The organism is Thauera aromatica, assembly GCF_023093595.1.
GTDB lineage: Bacteria > Pseudomonadota > Gammaproteobacteria > Burkholderiales > Rhodocyclaceae > Thauera > Thauera aromatica_A.
On sequence record NZ_JALLIK010000099.1, the window covers coordinates 65132 to 91143 of the forward strand.

General features: G+C 70.0%; 25 protein-coding genes. 4 read left to right on the top strand and 21 right to left on the bottom strand.

Annotated features, from left to right (window positions below):
- Positions 1-41 precede the first annotated feature (41 nt).
- The 4 genes from MXC99_RS08640 to MXC99_RS08655 are packed head-to-tail and all read right to left on the bottom strand — an operon-like array spanning position 42 to position 3309.
- The gene (locus MXC99_RS08640) at positions 42-1016 is read right to left on the bottom strand and encodes a glycosyltransferase family 4 protein (RefSeq protein WP_247725055.1); all 975 of its coding nucleotides are present in this window, start codon (positions 1014-1016) and stop codon (positions 42-44) included.
- Complete coding sequence (locus MXC99_RS16930; RefSeq protein WP_282100140.1) at positions 1013-1627, bottom strand: CatB-related O-acetyltransferase; 615 nt, start codon at positions 1625-1627, stop codon at positions 1013-1015. Before MXC99_RS16930 ends, MXC99_RS08640 begins: the two co-directional genes overlap by 4 nt.
- A gap of 11 nt (positions 1628-1638) precedes the next feature.
- Positions 1639-2652: a class I SAM-dependent methyltransferase gene (locus MXC99_RS08650; protein ID WP_247725056.1), complete on the bottom strand. Its 1014-nt coding sequence runs from the start codon at positions 2650-2652 to the stop codon at positions 1639-1641.
- A gap of 21 nt (positions 2653-2673) precedes the next feature.
- Complete coding sequence (locus MXC99_RS08655; protein ID WP_247725057.1) at positions 2674-3309, bottom strand: toluene tolerance protein; 636 nt, start codon at positions 3307-3309, stop codon at positions 2674-2676.
- Positions 3310-3414: 105 nt separating this feature from the next.
- Between MXC99_RS08655 and msbA the strand changes: the two genes are divergently transcribed.
- Positions 3415-5208 carry a lipid A export permease/ATP-binding protein MsbA gene (gene msbA, locus MXC99_RS08660; protein WP_247725058.1) on the top strand — a complete coding sequence of 598 codons (1794 nt, stop codon included), beginning with the start codon at positions 3415-3417 and terminating at the stop codon, positions 5206-5208.
- 27 nt (positions 5209-5235) lie between these two features.
- On the opposite strand, the gene MXC99_RS08665 is transcribed toward msbA, so the two are convergent.
- The 9 genes from MXC99_RS08665 to MXC99_RS08705 all read right to left on the bottom strand — a co-directional run bounded on the left by MXC99_RS08665 (position 5236) and on the right by MXC99_RS08705 (position 14798).
- Positions 5236-5916 (bottom strand): lipopolysaccharide kinase InaA family protein, encoded by a 681-nt coding sequence (locus MXC99_RS08665; protein ID WP_247725059.1) that lies wholly within the window; start codon positions 5914-5916, stop codon positions 5236-5238.
- Positions 5907-6611, bottom strand: a complete 705-nt coding sequence (locus tag MXC99_RS08670) for a class I SAM-dependent methyltransferase (RefSeq protein ID WP_247725060.1) — start codon at positions 6609-6611, stop codon at positions 5907-5909. Before MXC99_RS08670 ends, MXC99_RS08665 begins: the two co-directional genes overlap by 10 nt.
- A gap of 142 nt (positions 6612-6753) precedes the next feature.
- Positions 6754-8844 (bottom strand): LTA synthase family protein, encoded by a 2091-nt coding sequence (locus MXC99_RS08675; RefSeq protein ID WP_247725061.1) that lies wholly within the window; start codon positions 8842-8844, stop codon positions 6754-6756.
- On the bottom strand, positions 8841-9596 hold the full coding sequence (locus tag MXC99_RS08680; RefSeq protein WP_247725062.1) for a phosphatase PAP2 family protein: 756 nt from the start codon (positions 9594-9596) through the stop codon (positions 8841-8843). The genes MXC99_RS08675 and MXC99_RS08680 overlap by 4 nt, the downstream gene beginning before the upstream one ends.
- Before the next feature lie 4 nt (positions 9597-9600).
- A complete protein-coding gene (locus MXC99_RS08685; protein WP_247725063.1) occupies positions 9601-11349 on the bottom strand; it encodes a phosphoethanolamine transferase in 1749 nt (582 codons plus the stop codon).
- 106 nt (positions 11350-11455) lie between these two features.
- Positions 11456-12775: a sensor histidine kinase gene (locus tag MXC99_RS08690; protein ID WP_247725064.1), complete on the bottom strand. Its 1320-nt coding sequence runs from the start codon at positions 12773-12775 to the stop codon at positions 11456-11458.
- Complete coding sequence (locus tag MXC99_RS08695) at positions 12738-13406, bottom strand: response regulator transcription factor (RefSeq protein WP_247725065.1); 669 nt, start codon at positions 13404-13406, stop codon at positions 12738-12740. Before MXC99_RS08695 ends, MXC99_RS08690 begins: the two co-directional genes overlap by 38 nt.
- Positions 13407-13444: 38 nt before the next feature.
- Positions 13445-14341: a cation diffusion facilitator family transporter gene (locus MXC99_RS08700; RefSeq protein WP_247725066.1), complete on the bottom strand. Its 897-nt coding sequence runs from the start codon at positions 14339-14341 to the stop codon at positions 13445-13447.
- Positions 14342-14345: 4 nt separating this feature from the next.
- Positions 14346-14798, bottom strand: a complete 453-nt coding sequence (locus MXC99_RS08705; RefSeq protein WP_247725067.1) for a hypothetical protein — start codon at positions 14796-14798, stop codon at positions 14346-14348.
- Positions 14799-15021: 223 nt separating this feature from the next.
- Here MXC99_RS08705 and MXC99_RS08710 point away from each other — a divergent pair, with 223 nt between their 5' ends.
- The 3 genes from MXC99_RS08710 to MXC99_RS08720 are packed head-to-tail and all read left to right on the top strand — an operon-like array spanning position 15022 to position 17293.
- A complete protein-coding gene (locus MXC99_RS08710; RefSeq protein ID WP_247725068.1) occupies positions 15022-15438 on the top strand; it encodes a DUF1924 domain-containing protein in 417 nt (138 codons plus the stop codon).
- Between the two features lie 22 nt (positions 15439-15460).
- A complete protein-coding gene (locus MXC99_RS08715) occupies positions 15461-15952 on the top strand; it encodes a diheme cytochrome c (RefSeq protein WP_247725069.1) in 492 nt (163 codons plus the stop codon).
- Between the two features lie 12 nt (positions 15953-15964).
- Positions 15965-17293, top strand: a complete 1329-nt coding sequence (locus MXC99_RS08720) for a ferredoxin reductase family protein (protein WP_247725070.1) — start codon at positions 15965-15967, stop codon at positions 17291-17293.
- A gap of 51 nt (positions 17294-17344) precedes the next feature.
- On the opposite strand, the gene MXC99_RS08725 is transcribed toward MXC99_RS08720, so the two are convergent.
- The 8 genes from MXC99_RS08725 to cobC all read right to left on the bottom strand — a co-directional run bounded on the left by MXC99_RS08725 (position 17345) and on the right by cobC (position 25649).
- Positions 17345-18796: a lipopolysaccharide kinase InaA family protein gene (locus tag MXC99_RS08725; protein ID WP_247725071.1), complete on the bottom strand. Its 1452-nt coding sequence runs from the start codon at positions 18794-18796 to the stop codon at positions 17345-17347.
- On the bottom strand, positions 18793-19647 hold the full coding sequence (gene rfaP / locus MXC99_RS08730) for a lipopolysaccharide core heptose(I) kinase RfaP (protein ID WP_247725072.1): 855 nt from the start codon (positions 19645-19647) through the stop codon (positions 18793-18795). Before rfaP ends, MXC99_RS08725 begins: the two co-directional genes overlap by 4 nt.
- Entirely contained in the window at positions 19644-20786 is a 1143-nt protein-coding gene (locus tag MXC99_RS08735; RefSeq protein ID WP_247725073.1) for a glycosyltransferase family 4 protein, read from the bottom strand. Before MXC99_RS08735 ends, rfaP begins: the two co-directional genes overlap by 4 nt.
- Positions 20786-21874 carry a lipopolysaccharide heptosyltransferase I gene (gene waaC, locus MXC99_RS08740; RefSeq protein WP_247725074.1) on the bottom strand — a complete coding sequence of 363 codons (1089 nt, stop codon included), beginning with the start codon at positions 21872-21874 and terminating at the stop codon, positions 20786-20788. Before waaC ends, MXC99_RS08735 begins: the two co-directional genes overlap by 1 nt.
- Positions 21875-21881: 7 nt before the next feature.
- Complete coding sequence (waaF, locus tag MXC99_RS08745; RefSeq protein WP_247725075.1) at positions 21882-22994, bottom strand: lipopolysaccharide heptosyltransferase II; 1113 nt, start codon at positions 22992-22994, stop codon at positions 21882-21884.
- Between the two features lie 32 nt (positions 22995-23026).
- The gene (rfaD, locus tag MXC99_RS08750; RefSeq protein WP_247725076.1) at positions 23027-23989 is read right to left on the bottom strand and encodes an ADP-glyceromanno-heptose 6-epimerase; all 963 of its coding nucleotides are present in this window, start codon (positions 23987-23989) and stop codon (positions 23027-23029) included.
- 18 nt (positions 23990-24007) lie between these two features.
- Positions 24008-24976, bottom strand: coding sequence for a D-glycero-beta-D-manno-heptose-7-phosphate kinase (rfaE1, locus tag MXC99_RS08755; protein WP_247725079.1), 969 nt, complete (start codon positions 24974-24976; stop codon positions 24008-24010).
- A 121-nt stretch (positions 24977-25097) separates the two neighbouring features.
- Positions 25098-25649, bottom strand: coding sequence for an alpha-ribazole phosphatase family protein (cobC, locus tag MXC99_RS08760; RefSeq protein WP_247725077.1), 552 nt, complete (start codon positions 25647-25649; stop codon positions 25098-25100).
- Between the last annotated feature and the right edge of the window lie 363 nt (positions 25650-26012).

The window sequence follows — 26012 nt, forward strand, 5'->3', positions numbered from 1 at the left end:
CGCGACGGTACGTCTCGCACTGGACGTTGCCGTAGTCTCCGTCACAGGCTGGCGAGGGCGGCGGCGATGCGGTTGAAAACCGCGTCGATCGAGTATCGTTCGGCGACCAGCCGTTGTCCGGCCATGCCCAGGTGCTGGCGCAGGGCAGGGTCCGCCGCCAGCCGGGCAATCGCCTGCGCCCATTCTTCGGCGCTGTCGACGAGGAAACCGTTGTCGCCGGGGTGGACGACTTCGGCATTGACACCGGCATTCGACGACACCACCGGCAGACCCGCGCCCATGTATTGCAATACTTTCAGCGCGCATTTGCCGCGGCTCCAGTCATCGTTGCGCATTGGCGCGATGCCGATGTGGGCGGAGGCCAGTTCGGCGGCTTCGGTGGCCGCCTGCCAGCGCACCGGGAGAATGGCGATGCCAGCCGTCGGCAGATCGAAGTCAGCGATGATCTTGAGCCGCAGCGCGGCGACCCGGCTGGCGGCAAGGCGCAGGGCGGGGAGCGCTTCCTCAAGGTAATTGCGCGTCGAACTGCTGCCGATCCACACCAGGTCCACCGTTGCGGTCGGCTTGTCCACCCTTGTCAGGTACTTGCCGGCGTCGATGCAGGTCGGGATCAGGCTCACCGCCGGGTTGAAGCGTGCGGCGGTGGCAGCGAGGAAGGCGTTGCCGGCGAGGATGTGGTCGCAGCTGCGTGCCATCGCGGCGAAACGCTTCATCCGTGTCGGTGACGGTGTGCCGTCGCTGTTGCAGAAAATGGCGTCGTCGAAGTCGAATACCAGGCGGCGGGCGCTGCGGCGCAACAGCCACAGCAGCGCGGTAGGGAAGACTTTGCGCTGGACGACGACGATGTCGGCGTGCCGTGCAGCATGCAGCGCCTGCAGGTATGCGGCGGCGCTGCCGGCGATGACGAGGTGGCGGGGGCTGAACCCGGCCTGCTCGAAACGGCTGAAGAACTGGAGTGCCCGGTAGCGGGTGGAAGAGGCGTCCTCGCCCTTCGACAGGAAAAGAATTTCTTTCATGCGCGCTCGCCTCCGGGAGTGTCCGCCTCGGCCGCGTCGAGGAAGCGCGCGGGATCGTCCGACAGCAGCAGCGGCAGGTAGGTGCGGATGCGGTCGTCGCTCCAGTGCCACCAGCGCGCCCGGAGCAGGCGTGCGATGATGGCTGGATCGAAGCGGTAGCGCACGATGCGTGCCGGATTGCCGGCGACGATTGCGTAGGGAGGCACATCACGGGTGACGACCGCGCGCGCGCCGACGACCGCGCCGTCGCCGATGGTGACGCCCGACATGATCATGGCCTCGGTGCCCAGCCAGACATCGTTGCCGATGACGACGTCGCCGCGGCTGCGTGGATGGCCGGTGATGTGACCAGCATCGGCGGGCCAGATTGCCGGGAAGGGGAAGGTGGTGACCCAGTCCGCGCGGTGCTCGCCGCCGAGGAAAACCTTTACGCCGGCAGCGATCGAACAATAGGCGCCGATCGTCAGCGTCGTGCCTTCCTTCCAACTGCGCACGGTGAGATCGCCGTAGGAGCCGCGGCCGATCGCGTACTGGGGAAAGCGCTCCTGCAGGGAGCGCTTTTGGCGCCGCCATCTGCGGCGGAATCGATCGAGCAGCCGGACCATGCGCATGCGGTGTCCAGTCAACATCCTGCCGCGCAGTTCAGGGCGGCGGCCGGCGTCGGTTTGCGGCATTCGGCGTGAATGACGTCACCACGCCCGCTGCGCTGTGCGAGCCAGACGTAGGCGCGGGCCAGGGTGCGCCGCCAGCGGATTTTCTTCGACGGCTTGCCGCGGTTGCGCAGGATGTAGTCGAGGCTGTTGAGGAAAATCTTCGGAGTCGTGCCGAGGCGGAGGCGGTCGGGGACGAGGCCGTGGCATGCCAGCAGCAATTCAAGGTTGCGCGGATTGTAGAGGAACAGGTGGCGCGGGATTTCGTTGGCGAACCAGTTCGCGCTCAGCCAGGCGCGGCCGAGGGCGTCGCTGTTCGGCGTTTCCATGATCAGCCGGCCGCCTGGCTTGAGGATGCGGGTGATCTCGGCGACGAAGGCTTGCGGCTCCGGGATGTGCTCGATCACGTGCCGCACGGTAATGACGTCGAAACGGTCGTCGGCGAAGCGCGCCGAGGGGAGATTGCCGTGATGGACCGGCAGTGCGGCCTTGTGGCACGCGCGCACGCCGTCGGGGCTGAACTCGACGCCCTGCACCGTCCACCCGAGTGCGCGCATGGAAGCAAGAAAGCGGCCGTTGCCGCAGCCGACGTCGAGCAGCTGTCCGCCGGGAATGAAGGGCGGCGGATCGAGATCGACGAATGGCGCCGCCAGCCGTGCCAGCAGCGCATCGACCGGCCCGCCTGCCAGGTGGCGGTAGCCGAAGCGATGACTGAGCACCGCCTTCTTCACCCGGCTGGGCGGGCGGGACGCCTTTTCTTCCTCGTAGATGTCGTAGTGGGGCGGATAAAAGCCCGCGATCGTGGCCGCATCCGGCATCGGCTGCTGGAAGATGCAGTCACAGGCGACACAGCGGCAGTAATCGTGACGGCGATGGAGGTCGAACATCAGGTCGCGGCCGCTGAAGTCGTAGCGTGCGGCACCGCTGCAGATCGGGCAGGTTGCGGCCGGTGCGGGATCGGCGAGGTCGTCGTGTGTCGGGTTCATGCAGGCGTGGAGCGGTCGTGGTCAGGTCGGGACAACGGCGTCGGCGATGCGGGTGTCGCCTGCTCCCTCGGCGTAGCCGGCACGGAAGGCGGCGGTGCCGTCGGCAGTGAGCCAGGCGCGGTCGGCTTCGATGCGGAGCAGGTGCTTCATATTGCGCCGCCGGCGGTGGTAGTGCAGGGGCCGGCGGGTGATCCGCAGGTCAGCGACATCGATGAGGCCCAGCTCGCCCGCCGGGGTGAGGACGATGTTGCCCAGGTGCAGCGAGCGGAAGTACACGCCGAGCTGATGCAAGCGGGCGACGAAGCGGCCCAGGCGGTATCGCAGGTCGGCTGGTCCGGTACCGGCGGTAGCCAGTTGGCGCAGCGTACTGCCTGCCAGCGGCCGGTAACGTACCGCGTCCCGGGCGATCGACCGGATACGGTACACCGCGACCGGCTCCGGCGAGCAGATGCCCAGCGCTGCCAGTCCGCGGGCATTGTCGGCGAAGCGGTTGGCGTAGGGATGCCAGGCCGCCGACGACAACAGCCGCTTGCGGCGGAACAGCTTGAGGAAGCTGCCGTCGCTCAGCGCCAATACCTTGTTGCCGAGGAGGTCGGCTTCGATTACCCGGGCATGGGCGCGCATTGCGAGATAGTCGGAGTGGCTGAGCCGGATCACCGTTGGGCCTGCGTATCGAAAGGGCGGATTCTACCGGCCAGGATAGTGGGGGTGTGGCTGGCGGCGCATGGTAACATCGCCCGTTCCACCAGCGCACCACCCGCCATGTCCACAACCGGCGCGGAAACCAAAACCGCATCCAGCCTCAAGATCTACCTCCGCCTGCTGGGCTATGTGCGGCCCTACATCGGCACCTTCGCCGTCAGCATTCTGGGCTTCATCGTTTTCGCCTCGTCGCAGCCGATGCTGGCCGCGGTGATGAAGTATTTCGTCGACGGCCTCACCGACCCGGCGGCGGCGCTGGACGTGGGCGTGGCGCTGGTCGATGGGGTGGCATTGATGAAGGCGGTGCCGCTGATGATCGTGCTGATCGCGCTGTGGCAGGGGCTGGGGTCCTATCTCGGCAACTACTTCCTGGCCAGGGTGTCGCTGGGCCTGGTGCACGATCTGCGCGTGCGCCTGTTCGACAGCCTGCTCCGGCTGCCCAACCGCTACTACGACGCGCACAACACCGGCCACCTGATCTCGCGCATCACCTTCAACGTGACCATGGTGACGGGGGCGGCGACCGACGCGATCAAGATCGTGTTCCGCGAGGGGCTGACGGCGATCTTCCTCGTCATCTACCTGCTGTGGATGAACGCGAAGCTTACGCTGGTGATGGTGGCGGTGCTGCCGGTGATCGGCGTGCTGGTGAATATCGCCAGCCGCAAGTTCCGCAAGCAGGCGAAGAAGATCCAGGTCGCGATGGGCGACGTCACCCATGTGGCCTCGGAAACCATCCAGGGCTATCGGGTGGTGCGCAGCTTCGGCGGTGAAGCCTACGAGTCGGGACGCTTCGCCGCGGCGAGCGCGAACAACACCCGCAAGCAGCTGCGGATGGTGCGGACCAACGCGATCTTCACCCCGAGCCTGCAGCTGGTGACCTACGCGGCGATGGCGGTGGTGCTGTTCCTGGTGCTGCTGCTGCGCGGCGACTCGAGCGCCGGCGATCTCGTCGCCTACATTACCGCGGCCGGCCTGCTGCCCAAGCCGATCCGCCAGCTCTCCGAAGTGAGCTCGACGATCCAGCGCGGCGTGGCGGGAGCGGAGAGCATTTTCGAACAGCTCGATGAGACGCCGGAAGTCGACGACGGCACCGTCGAGCGCGAGCGGGTCGAGGGGCGGATCGAGGTCCGCGGGCTGGCCTTCCGCTACCCGGGTGCGGAGCGTCCCGTGCTGCACGACATCGCCTTCGACGTCGCGCCCGGGCAGATGGTGGCGCTGGTGGGGCGCTCGGGCAGCGGAAAAACCACGCTGGCGAACCTGATCCCGCGTTTCTACCACTACGAGGACGGCCACATCCTGATCGACGGGGTCGAGGCGCGCGCCTACCGCCTGCGCAACCTGCGCCGCCACATCGCGCTCGTGACCCAGCAGGTCACCCTGTTCAACGACACCGTGGCGAACAACATCGCCTATGGCGATCTGGCCGGGGCGCCGCGCGCGGCGATCGAGGCCGCGGCCGAAGCGGCCTATGCGAAGGAGTTCATCGATCGCCTGCCGCAGGGCTTCGACACCGAGATCGGCGAGAACGGCGTGACCCTCTCCGGCGGCCAGCGCCAGCGCCTGGCGATCGCCCGTGCGCTGCTCAAGGACGCACCGATCCTGATCCTCGACGAGGCCACCTCGGCACTCGACACCGAATCCGAGCGCCACATCCAGGCTGCGCTCGACCATGCCACCGCGGGGCGTACCACGCTGGTTATCGCCCACCGCCTGTCGACGATCGAGAAGGCCGACCTGATCCTGATGATGGATCAGGGCAGGATCGTCGAACGTGGCACCCACGCCGGACTGCTGGCGGCGGGCGGAGCGTATGCCCGCCTGCACGCAATGCAGTTCCGCGACGAAGGCTGAGCGCGCTTCAGACCGCCGCCATGGTGGTCAGGGCGGGGACAGCGCAGCCAGAGCGTGCTGGTAATGATCGAGGAGATCCCGCCAGTCGGTGTCGGGCATCGGGCCGCGGTGGCGGTCGAGCTGAGCGAGGTCGTGGCGTGACGCCAGCCGCGGCAGGAGCCGGCGGCGGGCCTTTTCCAGATCGAGCAGGGCGACATCCACCGCCGCGCTGTCTTCGGTGCTACGCACGAAAATGTGCTTGGGATAGAGGCAGCCGTGCTGCCAGTGGCCGCGATGCATCCGGGCGAGCGTTTGCGCGAGCTGGCGTAACATCGCCGCCCGGGTGGCGGGGTCGTGCGGCTGGCGGTACCAGGCGTCCAGGTTCAGGTAGCCCTCGAGCGCCTCGGTGACGAGGATCGCCTGCCACTGGCCGTCCTGATTGCGGGCGCCGCAGTAGGTCAGCGTCGGCACATGCACTTCGAGGGCGGCGAGGGCGCGCAGGGCTTCCGCCTCGCGCAGCACCGTGGGGCGGCCGAAAGGATGCCGCAGGGAACGGTGGACATGGCCCGTTTGCCGCTTCACATACAGCATCGATCCCGTTTCGCCGCGCAGCAACTGCACTCCGCTGTTGCCGCCGCGGCGGACATTCGGCGCCTCGACCCACTCGCCCCGCGTGTTCCACCAGTGGATGAAAGGTTGGGCAGGGCCGGTGCCGGCGCTTACCGGCATGACGGCGCCGCCTTGCGCAAGACATAGACCCGCCACATCGCATAGCCGGGCAGGAAATCGTGCCGGCCGACGATGCCGAAACCGGCACGGACGAATTCATCCTCGATCACGCTGCGGGAGACGACGAAGCGGTTGGCATTGCTGCCGGTTTTGCCCGCCGCGGCGCGGCGCCGTTCGAGGCGGGCACGCTTCCAGGCCTTGTAGTTGCCATCGACCCAGAGCGAGAGGATCACAGTGTCGCGGCTGACCCGGTGGAACTCCTTCAGCATGGTCAGGCGGTGTGCGCTGTCGCTGATGTGATGCAGCAGGCGCATGCAGAAGATGCAGTCGACGGCGCCGTCGGGGAGGTCGATGGCGAAGGCCGAGGTGCGAAAGGCCTGCACGCGGCGGACGATGTCGGCCGGCTGGTTGGCGAGCGCCGTTTCCAGCATCGATTCGGAGTTGTCGGCGGCAAGGATTTCGCGATCCGGACGCTCGGCCAGCAGCGGCCAGAAGCGGCCGGCGCCGCAGGGCAGATCGAGCACCCGCTGCGGATCGCCGGCCTGGGCGAGCGCGCGGCGCGCGAGCTGGATGTCGCGCAGGTGGGAGAGACGCCGGGCGAGGCCGTCCTGGTGCTTGGCAAGATACTGGGTCGCGTGGGCGCGGTCGTATTTATGCGAGAACGCCAGGTCGACCGGTGCTTGCTTCATCGGCATTCGTTGTTCCTCTCCATGTCGGGGTGGGCGTGATCGGATTCGGTCCGGACCAGCATGTACGTCCGGGTTTAAGAAAAGCTTAACAAACGGAGTGCCCGCGCGCCATGGCCTCTTTGGCCGGGCCCGAGTGCTCACGGTGTCGTCATCGCTCGCCAGCAGCTGGCCGGCGAGGGGCGTTGGCCGCGGCCGTCGCGTGCGCCGTGGTGACTCCGGCAGTGTTTTCGAGCAGGCTGCGGGTTGCCGCGTGCAGGAAGGCTTCCAGCCGGCGTGCCATGGCCTGCTGCCGTGCGGCATCCTCGAACGTGCCCGCTGCGGCGGTCGCGCCCACGCGGTAGCGGTAGAGCTTGCCCTGGCGGTCTTCGGACAGCACCAGCGCGGTGTCGCCTTCGAGGATGGCGACGTTCTGGCTGCTGCCGGAGGGCTTGATGACGCCGAAGCCGGCGTCACCCGCCGGCAGTGCGAGCAGGTCGCGGCCCCAGCATTGGTGGGTGGCCGCGCCGCCGAGCCGGCCCATGATCGTCGGCACGACGTCGACCTGGGTGCCGACGACGTCGCGCGTGGCGCCGAACTTCTCCTGGATGCCGGGGGCGATCAGCAGCAGCGGCACGTGGAAGCGCAGCAGGTCGATGTCGGTGAGCTGTTCCACGCCGCCGAAGCCATGGTCGCCGACGATCACGAACAGCGTGTCCTTGAACGAGGGCAGTTGCCGCGCCTGCTCGAAAAAGCGGCCCAGCGCCCAGTCCGAATAGCGCATCGCGGTCAGGTGCTGGTCGTAGGCACCGTGGCCCGTCACCGGTTCGACCGGCAGCGGATCGGGCAGCGCATAGGGGCTGTGGTTGGAGAGCGACTGCAGCAGGGCGTAGAAGGGCTTGTCGCCGCGCTTGCGCAGTTCGGTGACGGCGCGGTCGAACATGTCCTGGTCGGAAACGCCCCAAGTCGGGTCCGAGAACACCGGGTTCACGAAATCCCTGCGGCCGATGAAGGTCGTCATGCCCTGGTTGCCGAAGAAACCGGCCTGGTTGTCCCAGGCGAAGTCGCCGTTGTAGACATAAAGGTCGTCGAAGTCGCGGGCGCCGAGCAGCTGCGGCAAGCCGGAGAATTTCTGTGCGCCCTCGGGCGTCTGCATCAGGTACTCGAAGCCGGGCAGGTTGGGAAAGCAGGACATCGTGGCGAACATGCCCTGGTGGGTGTGCGTGCCGTTCGAGAACACCCGGGTAAACAGCAGGCCTTCACGCGCCAGCCGGTCGAACTGCGGCGTGATGCCGTTGCCGTCGCCGAGGGCGCCGGCGTAACGTCCCGCGAAGCTCTCGAGCAGGATCACGACGACGTTGCGCACCGGCAGCGCGCTGGCCGCGGGCGGCACGTAGTGGCGGCGCACGGCGGCTCGATCGGCGTCGACCAGCGTGTCGTTCGGCGTCAGCAGCAGCTCGCGAACGACGCGTGTCGCCTCACTGTCGGCGATCGCGTCCAGCCAGGCGCGCTTGCGCTGGTCCGACAGCTCGTGCCGGGCGGCGTCGTACAGCGTCAGCGCCGCATTGAGGCCGAGATGGTTGGCGAACATCGAGTCGGTCGTGAACGCATCGCCCCAGCGCAGCGGTGGTCCCTGGCGCAGCGTGCCGCGCGCGGCCGCCACCGACACCACCACGCCCAGCAGCAGCGCCAGCCAGCGCCAGCCCGGACGCGCGCTGCCCCGCATCGCCTCCGTCGGGCAGGGCCGTGTGGAGTGATCGAGCCGATGGAACAGCCAGGCCAGCAGGGCGGTGGCCGCCAGCCAGGCAAACACGTAGCGCACCACCGGGAAGCCGTGCCAGACCATGCTCAGGACGGTAGCCGGATCTTCCTTGAAATACTGGAAGAACAGCTTGTTCAGGCGCTGGTGGAATTCGCGGTAGAAATCGAGCTCGATGACACCGAGCAGCAGCACCACGCTGGCGCAGGCAGTCAGCCACAGCCGGTGGGCGCCGCGGGCGGCCATCGCGTGCGTGCTTGCGAGCGACAGCACCAGGGGCAGGCAGATGAACGTTACGACCCGCAGGTCGAAGCGCAGGCCGTTGAAAAAGGCCTCGGCCAGGATGGCAGGCGCGATGCCGTCGATCAGTTCCCGGTTGTGCACCAGCAGCGCCAGGCGCAGCAGGAAGAACATCAACAGCAGCATGGCGGCACTGCCGAGGAGGAAGCCGAAGTGGGCGCGCAGGCTGATCGGTGCGGCCGTGTGCAGGGTGGGGCGGTTCATGGGTAGGCCGTAGTCGGGGGCGTGTAAAGACGGATGTCGGCGCGGACAACGACGGCGAGGGTGGTGCTCAGCATCCACGCCAGCCACAACGTCCACAGCGTGTGGGACAGGAAGTGCGCCCCCTGCAGCATGCGTGCCGTGCCGAGGATCCCTCCCGCGAGCAGCGCGGCCAGGAGCGCACGGCGTACTGCATGTCGCCCGACCGGTCTGAGCGCCACGGCCCAGACGATCCACAGGAAACCCGTGGATGCATGGCCAGCCGGGAAGCACTGACCGGCCTTGATGCCCCGGGGGGCGGCCTCGAACAGGTGGAGGTAGGGCGCATAGCCGCCGAAATCGATGGTGTCCCACGGGCAGTAACGCGCCGTCATCAGCTTCACGGCCGAGGTCGCGGCCGGAATCGCCACCATGCCAATCGCCGCGAGCAGGGCATTGCGCGGCGGCAGCCAGCTCAGCCGGCCCTTCCAGCCCTGCCAGCACAGCCAGAGGCTCGCCGCCACCAGGACATAGGTGGCCTGCTTGGCCGCCCTGTGCATCACGGCCTCGAGAAACCATGCCCGCCGCAACGGGAAGACCCCGAGTTCCGGGTCGAAGAAGATCCGCGCAAGCCGGCGGTCGAGGTCGCTGCCTTCGAATGCCCAGAACAACAGCAGTGCGCTCAGTGCGAGGAGCGCGTACTGCGACAGCAGCCATCTGCGCGTTGAATCGAATCCGGGTGCGGACATGGCGGCGGTGAGCTCTTTCGTCGGCATGCCGTCAGCTCCGGCAGGGGGCGGTTAGATCCAGCGTCTGGTCACGCACCGAGGTGTTCACGTCGAGCAGGCCGAGGACGGTGTGAAAGAGGTTGTCGTGCGAGATCGGTCTCGCGGCCTGTGTGCGCAGGCAGGCCGGGTCGAGCCGGTTGCGGGCGGCGAAGCCGGGCGACAGCCACATCACCATCGGCACGCGGGTCTGTTCCGCGGGGGCGATCGAGTACGGCAGGCCGTGCAGGTAGAGGCCCTTCTCGCCGAGCGACTCGCCGTGATCGGAGACGTAGAGCAGCGCGGTGTCGTAGCGCGGGACCAGCTCCTGCAGCAGGTCGATGCCGCCCGCGAGTAGATGATCGGTGTACAGCAGGGCGTTGTCGTAGCTGTTGCTGACCTGTTCGCGGCTGCATTGCGACAGGTCCTCGTCGTCGCAGGTGGGCGTGAAGCGGCGGAAGGCGTCCGGGTAGCGGCGGAAGTAGGCGGGACCGTGGTTGCCGAGCTGATGCAGGACCAGCACGAGGTTGCCGTCGGCATCGTGCAGGAGGCCGCGGCTGCTTTCGAGCAGGGCTGCATCGAGGCAGCGCTCGCCCTGGCACAGCTCCGGCAGGCTGGCCGGCTCCGGACGCATGCTCTCCACGCCTGCGCACACGCCCTTGCAGCCCGACTGGTTGTCGTTCCATACCACCCGCAGGCCGGCGTGCCGCAGGGTGTCGAGCAGGGATTCGCTGCCGCGGATGGCGTCCTCGTCGTAGTGGCGCCGTCCCTGCACCGAGAACATGCAGGGCACCGACACCTCGGTGTTGGTGCCGCAGCTGGTCACCTCCGGGAAATTGACGACCTGGCGCCCGGCAAGCTCGGGCGTGGTGTCGTGGACCGGCGATTGCTCCGCCCCGTGGTTCAGCCCCCAGTTGGCCGCGCGTGCGGTCTCGCCGACCACGATCACGAACAGGACCGGCTTTTTCGCCGCGGCCCAACTCGCCCCCAGGCGGGCATCCGCGCCGACCGGCCGGCGCGGCAGGCTGGCCGCGTGCGCGTCCCGGGTCAGCACGCGTGCAAGCGACCAGAGCGGAGCGGCCGGCGTGATCAGGTAGCGCAGTTCCTTGTGGTTGCGCATCTCCCCCGAGAAATCCTTGAACACACTACCGAGCGCGCCTGCGGTCACGATCAGTGCGAGCACGACGGACGCGCTGCGGATCGCCAGCGCTCGCCGCAGTGGACGCTGGCGCAGACGGGCGCGCTGCAGGATGAAGAGCGCTGGCAGAGCCAGCGCGGCGACCTGCAGGAAGAAACCGGCTGTGAGCAGTTCGCGCGCTTCGGCGACATCGGTGCGCAGCACGTTGCGCAGCATGCTCGGGTCGAAATACACCCCGAAGTGGTCGGCGTAGTAGCGCGCGACGGCGGCCATGAGGATCAGTGCGCCCAGCAGCGGCTTCGTCGTCCAGCGGTTGAGCAGGGGCGCGAGGAGCAGGAAGTTCAGCGCCGTCAGGGCCACCCCGACCGCGAGAGCGTAGGCAGGGGCTTCGCCGCCGCTGCCGTGGCTCGCCAGCAAGGCGTGCCAGAAAGGCCTGTTGCAGGCGAGCGAGAAGTACAGGCTGATACCGAGCAGCAGGCCTTCGATGGAAACTTCGGGGCGCCAGCGCGTTGCGGCCGTCCAGACGGATGAGAGTGCGGAAACGCCGCGCGCGCGAGTCTTCGCGCCGGTCGGAGTGCCGCTGGGTGCGGTGAGGGAGTAAGCGAGGGGCTGACGCCGTTCGGGCATGGTCGCGCGGAGCCGGAGAGGATCCGCGCAATCTACGGAGGTGCCCGTGAGGAAAGCGTGATGCGGGTGTGAGGAAAGTGTGAGCGCTACCCGCTTACGCCTACGCCTACGCCGGCCCTGCGCCGAAGTCGATCGTCAGGCAGGCGCCGCCGTCGGGCCGGTTCGCGGCGTGGACGGTCCAGCCGCAGGCCGTGCAGATGTGCCGGACCAGCGCCAGGCCGAGGCCGTGCCCCGGTTTGCTCCCGCCGCGCCGGAAGCGCTCGAAGCAGCGCATCGGATCTTCCGTCCCGAAGCCCGCGCCGCGGTCGAGCACCTCGAGCCGGCGCCCTTCCTGCACCACCTCGATCGCGTGCCCTTCGCCGTGGCGGAGTGCGTTCTCCAGCAGGTTGTGCAGCACCAGCGCCAGCAGGTTGGGGTCGGTTGCGACTTCGGCCTGGGGGTCGATGCGGATCGTCAGTGCCTCGGCCCCGGCGGGGTGCAGGCGGCTCCATGCGCTGCGTACCGCCGCCCCCAGGTTGACCGGCTCGACGACTTGCGGCCGGGCTTCACGGGCGAGCAGCAGCAGGCTGTGGGCGAGCGTGGTCGTGCGGTCGGTGGTGGCGATGATGCGCTCGGCACGGCGACGGGCCTTGTCGGACAGAGAGCTGTCGGTGAGCAGCATTTCGGCGTCGCTGCGGATACCGGCCAGGGGGGTGCGCAGCTCGTGCGACAGATTGGCGCTGAAGTCGCGCTCGCGTGCGAGCACGGCCGCCTGCCGGGCCTCGGCCCGGTCCAGGGCGCGTGCCACGGCAAGGAGTTCGGCGTCGAGACTTTCTTCGGCGAAGGGGGTGCCGTCGCGCTCGCCCTCGACGCGTTCGGCGAGCGTCTCCAGGCCGCGCGTCATCCGGCCGGCGATTGCGTAGACGAGAATGAAGGACAGGGCGACCAGCATCAGGTCGCCGATCACGACTGCGGTGATCACCGCAGACTCGCGCGCGCGATGCTCCGACTCGTCATAGACGAGGACGTAGCGCTGGCCGTCGGCCCCGCGGACGGCGACGTGCAGTTCGCGCCCGGAGGACCAGTCCTCGTGATTGCCGAGCGGAAGTCCGGCCAGTTCCGGGCTCAGCCCTTGCGGCAGTTCCGCCCCCGGCGTGAAACGGTAGAGGGTCATATCCGGCGTCTGCGGCCCGATCAGGATGCCGAGCTGGCGGCTGTGCTCGATGCTGTACTGCAGTTGCTCGTCGAGCGTGCCGTCGATGAACTCTTCTTCCATCTCCTCGTAGAGCCCCACCAGGGCGAGCGACTGCGCGACGATGAGGACGACCAGCATGGCCGTGACCGACACCGCGATCCGGATGCGCATCCCGCCCGACAGCCAGCGCCGTCCGCTGCGGTGTGCGGCGCTCTCAGCGGGTGACGAGCTTGTAGCCGAGGCCATGGACATTCACCACCTGGGTAGGGGCGTCGTCGCCGAAGGCGCGACGCAGGGTGTGTAGCACGCTGCGCAGATTGTCGCTGCTGTCCTGCTCGTGGCCCCAGACCGCGATCTCCAGCTCGCGCCGGGAGAACACGCGCTCGGGCTGCGAGAGCAGTTCGGCGACCAGACGCAGGGCTTTCGGGGGCAGTGCGAGGAGACGGCCCTGCAGCCGCACCTCCTGTGTTGCGGCCTTGAACTCCAGCTCGCCGTGGTGCAGCACCGGATCGGCCGGGCGGGCGGTGCTGCGCCGCGCCAGCGCCAGCAGGCGCACTTCGAGCTCCTGTAGCGCAAAGGGCTTCACCAGGTAATCGTCGCTGCCGGCCTCGAAGCCGAGGAGCTTGTCTTCCAGCGCGTCGCGCGCGGTCAGCACCAGGATCGGTGTTGCGCGGCCCTCGGCCCGCAGCCGGCGGGCGAGCACGAGGCCGTCGCCGTCGGGGAGGTTGCGGTCCAGGACCAGCGCATCGAACGGGGCGCGTGCGAGCAAGGCCGATGCCGTCGCGATCGAGTCGGCGTAATCGCACTGGTGGCCGCGTGCCTCCAGGTACTCGTAGATGTTCTCGGCGATCGTGCGGTCGTCTTCGATGATGAGCAGGTGCATCGGTCTGGATGGGTTCGGGTTGATGGAGCGGGCGATGCTCAGACCGGGCCCGCTGCGGTGCTTCGGGCAGCGGTGGAGGGTATCGGTTCGAGGTGGGTCGAGAGACGGGTTCCGGTCCGCTCCTGCACGGCGCGCTCGAGCGTGTCGGCAACTGCGTGGGCATCGGCCACGGTCCAGTCTCCGGGAACGCACAGCTCTACGTGGGCGAAGTGTACCGCGCCCGCGGCACGGGTCGTGAGCTTGGCATGGAAGCATCCCGGCGGTGACGCTTCGCCGAGGGCGCGCTCGATCGCGGCGACGTCCGCGTCGGATAGTGTGCGGTCCATCAGGCCGTCGATCGAGCGCCGCATCAATTCCCCGCCCTCGCGCAGGATGTTGAGTGCGACGGCGCCGGCGACGACGGGGTCGAGCCAGTTCCAGCCGGTCGCGCCGGCCAGGCCGACGCCGCAGACCACGCCGGCGGTCGTCCATACGTCCGCCATCAGGTGGCGCGCATCGGCCTCGAGCGCCAGCGAGCGGTGTGCGCGACCGACCTGGAGCAGCACGCGCGCGACGAGGAAATTGACCAGGCTCGCGCCGACGGACAGCAAGGTGCCGACGCCGAGGTCGCCGATCGGCAGCGGATTGAGCAGGCGCTCGCCGGCAGTGAGCAGGATGACCAGCGCGGCGATGAAGATCAGGCCGCCTTCGAAGGCAGCGGAGAAATATTCGGCCTTGCCGTGGCCGTACTGGTGGTCGTCGTCGGCGGGCTGCCGCGCGTACGACACCATCCACAGGGCAAAGCCGGCCCCGGCCAGGTTGACCACCGATTCGAGCGCGTCGGACAGGTAGCCGATCGAGCCGGTGAGCCACCAGGCGCCGGTTTTCATCGCAATCGTGATCAGCGCCGCAGCGAGCGAGAGCAGCAACGCCTGGCGCGGGGTGAAGGCTTTCATCGGCTCAGAGGGCTGTCGGTCGGGGGTCGGCGCATCCCAGGGTTTGCAGCAGCACATCGTAAAGACGATGGTCCTCTTCCAGCCGCCGGACGGCGAGTTGGCGGGCATCGATGTGGGTGGCGTTGCGCATCAGTGACAAAGCATCGCGCATGTCGCTCAGCAGCAGGCTGGCTTGGGCCCGCGGCGTCCGCTGCGCGGGCAGATTCGCGCGCAAGACGTCGAGGTGCGCGCCGAGTTCGAGGGCCAGCTTCGCTTCGCCAGCGGATGCCGGCGCTTGCCCGGCCCGATCGGCCTGCGCCGCGCGCAAATGCGCGTTCACGGCATCGATCTCGTGGCGAACCGATGCGCAGGTTTCCTGTGGAAGGGATGACGGTTCGTCCGCTGCGGCGTGCGCTTGCAGGACGCTGCCGGCGACGAGCACGGACAGCAGCGAGGCGCGTAAAAAGGCGGTCTTCATGGGAATGGCTCCGTGGTCAGGAAAGGCGGGAGCGTGGCCCATTCATCCTGAACCGGAGCTGAACCGCGGCTTCCGCCCCTCGCCGCCGCACGCGCGTCGTGCGTTCAGCTTCGATTCATTCGCGCCCTTGCACACTGGGCACCCGATTCCGGACGAATGGCGGACGAGTGGCATCCGGCCTGCCCGTCCGGTCGAGTTTCCGACCCGGATCAAGGAGCGAACCATGAACTGCAAATTCCGCACGATCGCATTGTCGTGCTGCATCGGCGCGAGTGCCGGGGCGCTGGCGGCCCCGCCCGCCGATCTGATCACCCGCTATGCGGCCGAGGCGCGTGCCGCCGACCCCGCTTTCGCCGGCTTCTCGGCCGATCGTGGCGAAACCCTGCATCGCACCCGCCACGCCGGTGGCAAGCCCGATACCCCGGCGTGCACCTCATGTCATGGCGATGATGCGCGCGCCCCCGGCCGGACCCGCACCGGCAAAGGCATCGAGCCGATGGCGGCGTCGGTGGCGGCATCCCGCTACACCGATCCGGCGAAGGTCGAGAAATGGTTCAAGCGCAACTGCACCGAGGTGCTGGGCCGCGAGTGCAGCGCACGCGAGAAGGGCGACTGGCTCGCCTGGATGGCGACGCAGTAAGCACCGATCACGGAGATTCCCCATGAAAACCGTTCCCTTTCGTCCGCTCGCCCTCGGTGTCGCCGTGCTCGCCGTGACCGTACTGCTTTTCGGCCGTGCCCGGGCCGGAGACCAGGATTACTACCCGCCGGTGACCGACAAGCTCACGCTGCAGGAGTGCGGCAGCTGCCATCTCGCCTTTCCGCCATCGATGCTGCCGGCGGCATCGTGGCAACGCATGATGGGTGAACTGGCGAATCATTTCGGCGACGACGCCAGCGTCGATGCCGACACCGCCGCCGCGATCACCCGTTACCTGACCGATCGTGCGGGCGATGCCTCGGGCCGGGCCGGCAAGCTGCTGCGCGGTCTGCGCCCGGGCGAAGCGCCGCTTCGCATCACCGAGCTGCCGAAATGGGTGCACGAGCACGACGAGGTGCCGAAATCCGACTGGACGCGCAAGGATGTGGGGAGCAAGGCCAACTGCGGCGCGTGCCACCTCGATGCCGAGAAAGGCTATTTCGAGGACGATTGAGGGGAGGGGGCCGTGAAACGCTTTTTATCTGCCTTCCTCGCTCTGGTGACTCTGGCATGGGGCTGGGCGCTGCTGTCGGCGCCGGGTCCCGCCGGTGCGGGGCCGGGCAATCCGTGGGCGGTGCGCGAACATGCGCTGACGCTCACCGGGCTGTGGTCCTTGGCCTTGATGTCCCTGGCGATGGTGCTCGCTACCCGGCCGGCCTGGCTGGAGCGCCCTTTCGGCGGCATGGACCGCATCTACCGCGTCCACAAATGGGCGGGCATCCTGGCGATCGGCTTTGCCGCGCTGCACTGGCTGGTCGAGATGTCGGCCGGCGTGATCAAGGCGGTCTTCGGCCGCGAAGGCCGCCTGCCCAAGGATCGTGGCGGCGACTTCCTGGAGGCGATGCGCGACCTTGCCGAGGAACTCGGCGAGTTCGCGGTCTATGCGCTGTTGGCGATGCTGGTGCTGACGCTATGGAAGCGCTTTCCGTTCAGGATCTGGCGTTACCTGCATAAAGTGATGCCGGCGCTGTATCTGGTGCTGGCCTTTCATGCCGCCTCCCTGGCGCCGCTCGATTACTGGGGGCGGCCGGTCGGTGTCCTGCTTGCGCTGCTGATCGCCGCCGGCGTGGCTGCCAGCGGGCTCGCCCTGGCGGGCCGGATCGGCCACCGCCGTCGCGTCGGCGGCGTGGTGGAGTCGGTCCGTGAATCCGGCCCGGGCCTCACCCAGGTCACCTGTTTCCTGGACGAGGGTTGGCGCGGGCATCGCCCCGGGCAATTCGCCTTTGCCACCTTCGACCGCCTCGAGGGCGCTCATCCGTTCACGATCGCCGGCGCCGATCGTGGCGACCGCCGCGTCACTTTCGAGATCAAGGCGCTGGGCGACTACACCCGGGGCCTGGCCCGGCGGCTCGAGGCGGGCCAGGCGGTGGACGTCGAGGGACCGTATGGCTGCTTCGAGCTGCAGCGCGGACGAGGCCGGCGGGGCCAGGCGTGGGTTGCCGGCGGGATCGGCGTGACCCCCTTCCTCTCCTGGCTGGAGGCCTTGCAGGCGAGACCGGAGCAGGCGCCCGACGTGGACTTCTATTACTGCGTGCGCGACCGTGCCGCGGATCCATTCGTCGCCCGCCTCGAAATCTTGTGCGCGGCGCTGCCGTCGGTGCGGCTGCACGTCATCAGCAGCATGCACAACGAAAGCCTGAGCGCGGAAGTCCTGGGAGAGCGCATGGGGAAAAAGGAGGCGCTCGAAGTCTGGTTCTGCGGGCCGCAGGGCCTCGCCGAGCGGCTGCGCAAGGGGTTCCGTAGCATGGGTGCGAGCGGCATCCGCTTCCATCAGGAAGCGTTCGAGATGCGCTGAAGGCCCGCTGGCGGCTGCACGTGCCTGCGGTTGGGCGGCGCGGCCCCGGCATCAGGCGGCGGGTAATTCGGCGTCCAGCCAGCGGTGCAGGGCGCTGCCCGCCGGCCAGTTGCGCAGCAGGCGGGCACGATCGCGCCGCCAGGCGCGGGCGTGGGCCGCGGCGCTGCGGTGCTGGCGCAGGGCGTCGAGGTCGATGACGACGATGCGGCCTTCATGCCACAGCAGGTTGCTGGCCTTGAGGTCGCCGTGCGAGATGCGCTCGCGGTGCAGGGTGGCGAACAGCTGGCGCAGGGCCTCGGCTTCGGCCGCGGGCGGGGCGCGATCGACATGCGGGGCGAGGTGCTCGAGCAGGTTCCGCCCCGGGCACCAGGCGTTGACCAGCCAGGCGCGCCGGCGCAGCGGGCCGAGGCGCTCTTCGACCAGGGCCAGCGGCGCCGGTGTGGCGATGCCGAGAAAGGCGAGGCGGTGGCCGGCGACCCAGGAATGGGCGGCGCGGCTCGGACGCCAGGCGCGTGACAGCGCGTGGCCGGCATTCTTGATGTTGTAGCGCTTGATCACCAGCGCCTGGCCGGCGATTTCGGTACGCGCCACCGTGCATGTGCCGCCGTCCTTGAGCAGCTGGCCGGCGGCGAGGGCGCGGTCGGGGTCGGTGAGCAGGGGGGCGAGCGCTTCGGCCTGGTCGCGCACTACGGCGCTGAAGCGGTCGAGGCGCTGTTCCACCCGGAACAGGGTGCAGTCGCGCAGGACCTTGCCGAGAAAGGCCTGCAGGCGGGCGCTGCGGGTGGCGGCGATGCGGGCGCGCAGGGCGGGGACGTCGAGTGCGGGCAGGGCATCGTCGGCGCTGTGCCAGGCCTCGACCAGGCGCGGGAGGTGGGCGTCCCACGCCGCCGGCAGCTGCGCGGCGAGGATGGCGAAGTTGGCCGCGGCCTGGGCGGCATCGAGCGGCCGCCCGGGGCGCAGAGCGCGCACCGCGTCGCCGTCGATCACCAGCAGGTGGCCGCCGTGGACCAGGAAGTTGCCCAGATGCAGGTCGTCCTGCACCAGGCCGCGGGCGTGGAGGCGGCCGAGCAGGGTGAACGCGGGGGCGAGCACGGCGAGGGCGCGCACGCTGCCGGCCGCTTCGGCGGCCTCCGCCTCCCAGCGTGCGGCGAGGCTGTCGGCGCCGTCGAGAAAGGCGGTGAGCAGGGCGTGGCCGCCGTTTTCCAGGGGAGCCGCGGCGAGCAGCGCCGGAGTGGGGAGGGCGGCGGCGGCGGCGAGGGCCTCGATGCCGCTGCGTTCGCGCTGCCAGTGGCGGGCGCTGGCGGGGGCGATGAAGAGCTTGGCGAGCACGCGGCGGCCTTCGAACTCGGCCTCGCCGACCAGGCGCTTGCCCGGCAGCACGCGCAGCAGGCGGTGCACCGTGAGGCTGCGGCCGTCGGCCAGCTGGACGCGTAGCGGCAGGACCGGGTGGCGGCCTGCCGCCCGCAGCGCCGCGGCCGTCTGCAGCGGGGCCGGCGTGCTCATTCGCGTGCCTCCGGGGCGTACTTGCGCAGGTAGCGTGCGTGCAGCTTGTCCGCGCGCCGTGCCAGGCTGCGCAGCAGCGCCGCCTCGCGGCGCAGGGTGGCGCGCAGCGGCCCCGGGAAGTAGGCGCGCAGAAAGCGCAGCAGGTCGCGCCGGGTGAGGCCGATCTCGAGCGCGGAAAAATACAGCCCGGCCAGGTCCTTGTCGCGCCAGCGCCGCGGCGTGCGGCGGCGGACCTGGCTGCGGTGGAGGTCGATCAGCGACAGGTGCAGCGCAGCGGGGGTGGGCGGCGGCGCGGTGTGGAGGAGGAAATGGCAGAGGTAGAAGTCGCGGTGGTTCATGCCGCCTTCGTGCATGCGCCGGGCCATCTCGGCGACGCGCTCGATCATGGCGCGCTTGAGCGCGGGCGGCGGCGGGTGGGCCGGCCAGTCGCGGCAGTAGTCTTCCAGGCTCACGGTCGGCGCGAGCGCCTCGGTGATGATGAACGAATGCTGGCGGGCGGGGTTGCGGCCGCGCTCGCCGAAGGCCACGGCGCGCATCGTGGCGACGCCGACGTCGCCCAGGCGGGCGATGGCACGCCACTCGTTGCGTGCGCCGAGCACCGGTAGGCGCAGCGAGAGCAGGTTCTTGAAGATTTCGCCCCAGCCCACGCCGCGGTGGATCTTGACGAAGTAGGCGCGGCCGCCGACTTCGGTGCGCAGCGTGCGCCGGCCTTCGAGTTCGCGGAACACCTCGCCCTGCAGCGCCTCGACCGCGGCGAACGGGTCGCGCCCCTGCCACAGGCTGCGGAAGGGCTCGTCGACGAAGAGGGTGGCGGTCGCGGCGCGGGCCGTGGTGGAGGCGGGCGGTGTCATCGTCGGGCGGCGGCGGCGTCGGCCGCAGGCTGCAGGATCCAGTCGGCGGCGCGTTCGGGCAGGCTGTAGAGGTCGGCGCGGGCGGCGAAGGCGAGGCCGTTGGCCTGCCAGCGGCGGCGGTCGTCGTCGGCAGAGAGCATTTCGGCGAGGCGGAGGTCGAGCGCGCCCTGCTCGAACGGGCTGGGAACGACGCGGCCGGCATCGGCGTCGGTGATGTAGTGGGCGTAGCCGCAGACCGCGGTGGTGAGCACCGGCAGACCGGCGACGATGGCTTCGAGCAGCACGGTGCCGGTGTTCTCGTTGTAGGCGGGGTGGATCAACAGATCGGCGCCGAGCAAAAAGCGCGGCACGTCGCTGCGGCCCTTCAGGAACTGCACATGCTCGGCCAGGCCCAGGGCGATGGCCTGCAGCTTGAACGGCTTGGGGTCATCCTGGCCGATCACCATCAGCCGGGTGCGCCGGCGCAGGGCCTCGGGCAGCGCGGCGAGCGCCTTGAGGCTGCGGTCCACGCCCTTGGTCTTGAACCCGGAGCCGATCTGGACCAGCAGCAGGACGTCGTCGGCGAGGCCGAACTCCTGGCGGAAGGCGGCGCGGATCTCGCCCGCGTTCGCCGGCGCGCGTCGATCCGGCGCAATGCCGGGCGGCAGCAGATGGAAGCGCCGTTCTGGCGTGCCGTAGTGGTGCACGAACAGCGGCTGCTGCACGGCGGAGATCATCAGGATCTCCGTTCGGCTGTCGGCGCCGAACACCGCGCGCTCGTAGGCGGCGAAGTGGCGGTAGCGCCCGCCCAGGCGGTAGAGCGGGTTGCGCAGGGTGCGCGCCTTGTCCTCGAAGCAGGGGTCGGCGGCGTAATAGACGTCCAGCCCCGGCATCTTGTTGAAGCCGATCACGCGCTCGGCGGGGCGGCGGGCGAGGTCGGCCTGCACCCAGTCGGTGTACTTGCGGTAGCGGCGGTGGTTGAACAGTGCGCGCACCGGCACCTGCACGACCTCGAAGGCGGGCGGCACTTCGCCCTGCCATTCCAGCACATAGACCCGGATCGCGTGGCCGCGCGCCTGGCAGGCCTGGGCGATGCGCAGGAAGTCGCGCTGCATGCCGCCGAAGGGGAAGTACTTGTACAGGCAGAAGGCGAGCTGCATCAGGCGGCCTCGTTGCGGTCGAGCACGGCGGCGAGTTCGGCCCAGACCCGCTCCGGTGCGAGGCGGGTGAAGCACAGCGGCTGCTCGCGGGCGAAGTCGGGGCGGGCGCGGTCGGCCGCGTCCGGCGTGTAGCGGCAGCGCTTGCGCAGACAGGGCGCGCAGGCGAAGTCGGAGGCGAGGTGGCGCTGGCCGGCGCCCCAGGCGCCGGTGAAACCGGGGTTGGTCGGGCCGTAGACCGACACCGTGGGCACTGCCAGGGCGGCGGCGAGGTGGCCGAGGCCGGTGTCCACGGCGATGCAGGCGTGGGCGCCGGCAAGCTCGGCGGCGACACCGGCGAGCGTCAGCCGCGGCAGCACGCGGGCGCCGGCAAGCCCTTCGGCCAGACGCTCGGCGCGGGCGCGCTCGGTGTCGTTGCCCCAGGGTAGGCGCACCTGCCAGCCCGCGGCGCAGGCGCGCTCGGCCAGGCGGCGCCAGTACAGCTCGGGCCAGTGCTTGGTCGCCCAGGTGGTGCCGTGGAGGAAGACGAGATAGGGTGCGCCGGGGTCGGCCGCCTGCGCGGCGCCGGCGAGCACGCGGGCGCGGTCGAGGCCGTAAGGGTCGGCCGCTGCGCCGGGCCCGTCGGGCAGGGCGTAGCCGAGCGCGGCGGCGAGCAGCTCGCGCACGCGCAGCACCGCGTGCCGGCCCCAGGCGACGGCGTGGCGGTGGCGGTAGAACAGGCTGGCGAGCGGCTCGCGCGCCGAGTGGCGGTCGAGGCCGTGCACCGGGCCGCGCGCATGGCGGGCGAGCCAGGCGCTCTTGAGCAGACCCTGGGCGTCGATCACGGCGTCGTAGCGCCGGGCGCCGATCGCCGCGGTGAACGCGCGCCACTCGCCGCTGCGCCAGGCCCGCAGCGGATGCTTGCGCCAGCGCCGCACTGCCACCGGGATGACCCGGTCGACCGCCGGGCGCCAGCGCGGGATCTCGGCGAAGGCTTCCTCCACCACCCAGTCGAAGCGGATTCCGGGCAGCGCGCGCGCGGCGTCGGTGAGCGCCGGCAGGGTGTGGATGACGTCGCCGAGCGAGGACGTCTTGACGATCAGCACATGCATCGCCGCGTCAGGCCCGTCCGGTGAAGTGCACGATTTCTGCTCCGGCCTCGCCGCCGGCATGCTCGAGCCCGGCGAGGCCGAGGCCGCCGAGCGCGGCGAGGATGCGCTCGGGGGCGAGGTCGGTGAGGCAGCGGGTGTGGCCGAGCGGGCAGGTGCGCTGGAAGCAGGGCGAACATTCCAGGCGCAGGGTCTGGATCGCGACGCGCTCCGCCAGCGGCGGCGTGTGTTCCGGGCTGGACGAGCCGTAGAGCGCGACCAGCGGCACCTCGAGCGCGGCGGCGACGTGCATCAGGCCAGAGTCGTTGGTGACCGCGGCGGCGCACATCGCCAGCAGGTCGACGGCGTCGCCCAGGGCGGTGAGGCCGGCGAGGTTGGTCACCGCCGGGTTGCCGGCGGCGATCGCTTCGCCGGCGGCGCGGTCCTTGTTCGAGCCGAGCACCCAGACCTGGTAGCCGCGCGCGCCGAGCGCGCGTGCGAGCGCGGCGAAGTGCGGGATCGGCCACTGCTTGGCGGGGCCGTATTCGGCGCCGGGCATGAAGGCCACCGCAGGGCGTTCGGCGGGCAGCTCGAACCGTGCGCGCAGCACCGGCTGGTTGGCCGCCTGGGCCACCAGCCGCGGCAGCGGCAAGGGCTCGGGCAGCGGCGCGCCGGCGGGTGCGGCGAGGGCGATGAAGCGCTGCACCGTCATCGGCAGCGCGGCCTTGTCGAGGCGGCGCAGGTCGTTGAGCAGCAGGTAGCGCATCTCGCCGCGAAAGCCGGTGCGCTGCGGAATGCCGGCGAAAAAGGGCACCAGCGCGGACTTCAGCGAGCCGGGGAGGACGATCGCCTGGTCGTAGCCTTCGCCGGCGAGCGAGCGGCCCAGCGCACGGCGCGCGCCGAGGCCGAGTTCGCCGTGGCCGAGCGGCATCGCGACGCCGCGGCGTACTTCGGGCATGCGTTCGAGGATGGGCAGCGACCAGCCCGGCGCGAGCACGTCGATGGCGCATGCGCCGCGCTGTTTGAGGGCCTTGAACAGGCTCTGCGCCATCACCATGTCGCCGACCCAGGACGGGCCGACGACGAGGATGCGGCGGGCCGGCGCGCGCGCGCCGGCTGCGGGCGGTACGGCGGGCGTGTTCATCGCGTCCGGCTCATCGGCCACCGGCGGGGCGCTCAGCCACGGGTGGCGAGCCAGTCGAGGTAGGCGGGCACGCCGCTCTCCACGTCCATGAACGGGCGGTCGTAGCCGGCCGCGCGCAGGGCGCCCATGTCGGCCTCGGTGAAGCTCTGGTAGCGGCCCTTGAGGTGCTCGGGGAAGGGGATGTAGTCGATGCCGCCGCCTTCCTCGCCGCGGGCGCGCCGCCAGCGCAGCGCGGCGTGGGCGACGTCGTTGAAGCTCTGCGCGCGCCCGGTGCCGAGGTTGAAGATGCCCGACACCTGGGGGTTGTCGAGCAGCCACAGGTTCACCGCGACGATGTCGTCGACGTGGATGAAGTCGCGCCGCTGCTCGCCCGGGCCGTAGCCGTCCGAGCCTTCGAACAGGCGCACCCGGCCGGATTCCTTCAGCTGGTTGTGGAAGTGGAAGGCGACGCTCGCCATCCCGCCCTTGTGCTGCTCGCGCGGGCCGTAGACGTTGAAGTAGCGCAGGCCCACGACCTGGCTGTCGAGGGCGGCGAGCTGCGGGCGCAGGTGGCAGTCGAACAGGAACTTGGAGTAGGCGTACATGTTCAGCGGCTGCTCGAACTCGCGCCCCTCGCGGAACACCGGCCCCATGCCGTACACCGAGGCCGACGAGGCATAGATCAGCGGCGTCCGGCGCGCGACGCACCAGGCGAGCAAGGCCTTGGTGTATTCGTAATTCACCTTCATGACGAAGCGGCCGTCCCACTCGGTGGTCGACGAGCAGGCGCCTTCGTGGAACACCGCGTCCACCTGGCCGAAGCCTTCGTCGGCCCGGATGCGGGCGAGGAAGTCGTCCTTGTCCACATAGTCGAGGATGTCGGCGTCGGCGAGGTTGAGGCACTTGCGCCCGTCGCTGAGATCGTCGACGACGAGGATGTCGCGGATGCCGCGGGCGTTGAGGCCGTGGACGATGTTGCTGCCGATGAAGCCGGCGCCGCCGGTGACGATGATCATGGTGCGTTCCTCATGGTTTCAGGCTGCGGCGCCGGGCTCTACCGCGCGCCGGAGCGCCTCGGCGAGCTCGTCCGCGCCGACGGTGGCGGTGCCGAGCTTGCCGACGACGATGCCGGCGGCGACGTTGGCCACCGCGGTGGCCTCGGCCAGCGCCAGGCCGCAGGCGAGCCCGGCGCCGAGTACGGCGACCACGGTGTCGCCGGCGCCGGTGACGTCGAATACGTCGCGCGCGCGGGTGGGCAGGTCGAGCGCCGCCTGGCCCTTTTGCAGCAGGGTCATGCCGCGCTCGGAGCGGGTGATCAGCACCGCTTCGAGGTCGAGCGCCTCGCGCAGGGTCTCGCCGCGCGCGCGCAGGGTCGGCTCGTCGGCGCAGTGGCCGACCACCGCTTCGAACTCGCTCAGGTTGGGGGTGATCACGGTGGCGCCGCAGTAGCGGCCGAAGTCGGTGCCCTTCGGGTCGACCACCACCGGCACGCCGGCCTCGCGGGCGACGCGGATCAGGCTGCCGACCTGGGCCAGGGTGCCCTTGCCGTAGTCGGACAGCACCACCGCGCCGGCGCCGGGCAGGGCGTCCTCGAAGGCGCGCTCGATGCCGGCCGATTCGAGCACGGCGAAGTTGTCCTCGAAGTCGAGCCGGATCAGCTGCTGGTGGCGGCTGATGATGCGCAGCTTGGTGATCGTCGGGTGCTGCGGCGCTTCGAGCAGGCGGCACCCCACCCGGCCGTCTTCGAGACGCTGGCGCAGGCGCGCGGCGGCCTCGTCGCGGCCGACCAGCGCCACCAGCTCGGTACGCGCGCCCAGTTCGGCGGCATTGAGGGCGACGTTGCCGGCGCCGCCGGCGCGGAACTCGTCGGTCTCCACCTTCACCACCGGCACCGGCGCCTCGGGCGAGATGCGGGTGGTCGAGCCGTGCCAGTAGCGGTCGAGCATCACGTCGCCGACGATGACGAGGCGGCCGCGGGAGAATTCGGGCAGGGGAAGCGACATGGTGTGGGTGGGCACGGACGGTCAGTCGCGGATTATCCCATGAAGCCGGGCGCGGCTGGGAGCGGTGGTGCACCGCGCGTGGGATGCGTCCGGGCGGTGCGCGCCGGTGCGGCGGCGGCGCTCAGCGATTGAACCAGCGCAGGGTCGTGCCCCAGCTTTCGAGGTCGAGCCGGGTGGCCTGGCCGCACTGGAAGTCCAGCCCCAGCCAGCGCTCGGCGGGCAGGCCGAGGAGGTGGCCGGCGAGCACGCGCAGCGGGCCGCCGTGGGCGACGACGACGACCGGCTGCGCTGGCGCGTCCCCTTGCAGCTCTGCGAGCCAGTCGAGCGCGCGCGCCGCCAGCTCGCGCGCCGACTCGCCGCCGGGGGCGCGAAAGCCGAGCGGGTCGGCCGCCCAGGCGTCGATCGCGGGGCCGATGGAAGCGAAGCTGCGCCCTTCCCAGTCGCCGAAATGCATTTCCTTCAGGCGGGCGTCGAGTGTCGGTGCGCCGAGCTCCTCGGCGAGCAGGCGGGCGCGGGCGAGCGGGCTGGCGTACAGCGCGTAATCCGGCGGCAGCAGCGGACGCAGGCGGGCGGCGACCGCGGCGGCGGATTCGGCGAGGCCGACATCGTGCTGGCCGTAGCAGATGCCGGGCTCGACCGCGGGGCGCGGGTGGCGGATCAGGTGGAGTTCCATGGGCTTCGGCGGGTGGGGGGTGAGGCCTGGGGTGGGTTGATGGTTCGTGGTGCCGGCGGTTCGTGCCGCTCGATCTGTGTCTGTGGTACGGATCTTAGATAAAACGTTCGATCTGCAAAATCACTCCAAGGACGGCGCTTTCTGCGCGCTGCCGGCTTCCGGCATGGCAAGCCTCATTGCGCCGCATCTTTGTGGCGCGATTCGATGTTGTATGCCAGATAAACTGATTTGCGCGCCAAATAAAGCTGATTCATCCTAAATCCGGCAGTTACCCCAGCCCATCTGCATGATCAGCCAGCAAACGGAGGGGGTTCGGTGGCCCGATGGCTGCCAGCGTGCGCTTGAGCTGCTCACAGCAGCGCA

Bases quoted from the DNA above. Each gene is read 5' to 3' on its own strand.
- rfaD (WP_247725076.1), bottom strand. From the start codon at position 23,989: ATGATCATCGTCACCGGCGGCGCCGGCTTCATCGGCAGCAACATCGTC.
- MXC99_RS08695 (WP_247725065.1), bottom strand. From the start codon at position 13,406: ATGCACCTGCTCATCATCGAAGACGACCGCACGATCGCCGAGAACATC.
- waaF (WP_247725075.1), bottom strand. From the start codon at position 22,994: ATGAACACGCCCGCCGTACCGCCCGCAGCCGGCGCGCGCGCGCCGGCC.
- MXC99_RS08735 (WP_247725073.1), bottom strand. From the start codon at position 20,786: ATGCAGCTCGCCTTCTGCCTGTACAAGTACTTCCCCTTCGGCGGCATG.
- msbA (WP_247725058.1), top strand. From the start codon at position 3,415: ATGTCCACAACCGGCGCGGAAACCAAAACCGCATCCAGCCTCAAGATC.
- cobC (WP_247725077.1), bottom strand. From the start codon at position 25,649: ATGGAACTCCACCTGATCCGCCACCCGCGCCCCGCGGTCGAGCCCGGC.
- MXC99_RS08715 (WP_247725069.1), top strand. From the start codon at position 15,461: ATGAAAACCGTTCCCTTTCGTCCGCTCGCCCTCGGTGTCGCCGTGCTC.
- MXC99_RS08670 (WP_247725060.1), bottom strand. From the start codon at position 6,611: ATGCCGATGAAGCAAGCACCGGTCGACCTGGCGTTCTCGCATAAATAC.
- MXC99_RS08685 (WP_247725063.1), bottom strand. From the start codon at position 11,349: ATGCCCGAACGGCGTCAGCCCCTCGCTTACTCCCTCACCGCACCCAGC.
- MXC99_RS08700 (WP_247725066.1), bottom strand. From the start codon at position 14,341: ATGAAAGCCTTCACCCCGCGCCAGGCGTTGCTGCTCTCGCTCGCTGCG.
- MXC99_RS08690 (WP_247725064.1), bottom strand. From the start codon at position 12,775: ATGTCCATGGCCTCGGCTACAAGCTCGTCACCCGCTGAGAGCGCCGCA.
- MXC99_RS08680 (WP_247725062.1), bottom strand. From the start codon at position 9,596: ATGCCGACGAAAGAGCTCACCGCCGCCATGTCCGCACCCGGATTCGAT.
- rfaE1 (WP_247725079.1), bottom strand. From the start codon at position 24,976: ATGTCGCTTCCCCTGCCCGAATTCTCCCGCGGCCGCCTCGTCATCGTC.
- MXC99_RS16930 (WP_282100140.1), bottom strand. From the start codon at position 1,627: ATGCGCATGGTCCGGCTGCTCGATCGATTCCGCCGCAGATGGCGGCGC.
- MXC99_RS08710 (WP_247725068.1), top strand. From the start codon at position 15,022: ATGAACTGCAAATTCCGCACGATCGCATTGTCGTGCTGCATCGGCGCG.
- MXC99_RS08650 (WP_247725056.1), bottom strand. From the start codon at position 2,652: ATGAACCCGACACACGACGACCTCGCCGATCCCGCACCGGCCGCAACC.
- waaC (WP_247725074.1), bottom strand. From the start codon at position 21,874: ATGCATGTGCTGATCGTCAAGACGTCCTCGCTCGGCGACGTCATCCAC.
- MXC99_RS08675 (WP_247725061.1), bottom strand. From the start codon at position 8,844: ATGAACCGCCCCACCCTGCACACGGCCGCACCGATCAGCCTGCGCGCC.
- MXC99_RS08640 (WP_247725055.1), bottom strand. From the start codon at position 1,016: ATGAAAGAAATTCTTTTCCTGTCGAAGGGCGAGGACGCCTCTTCCACC.
- rfaP (WP_247725072.1), bottom strand. From the start codon at position 19,647: ATGACACCGCCCGCCTCCACCACGGCCCGCGCCGCGACCGCCACCCTC.
- MXC99_RS08705 (WP_247725067.1), bottom strand. From the start codon at position 14,798: ATGAAGACCGCCTTTTTACGCGCCTCGCTGCTGTCCGTGCTCGTCGCC.
- MXC99_RS08665 (WP_247725059.1), bottom strand. From the start codon at position 5,916: ATGCCGGTAAGCGCCGGCACCGGCCCTGCCCAACCTTTCATCCACTGG.
- MXC99_RS08725 (WP_247725071.1), bottom strand. From the start codon at position 18,796: ATGAGCACGCCGGCCCCGCTGCAGACGGCCGCGGCGCTGCGGGCGGCA.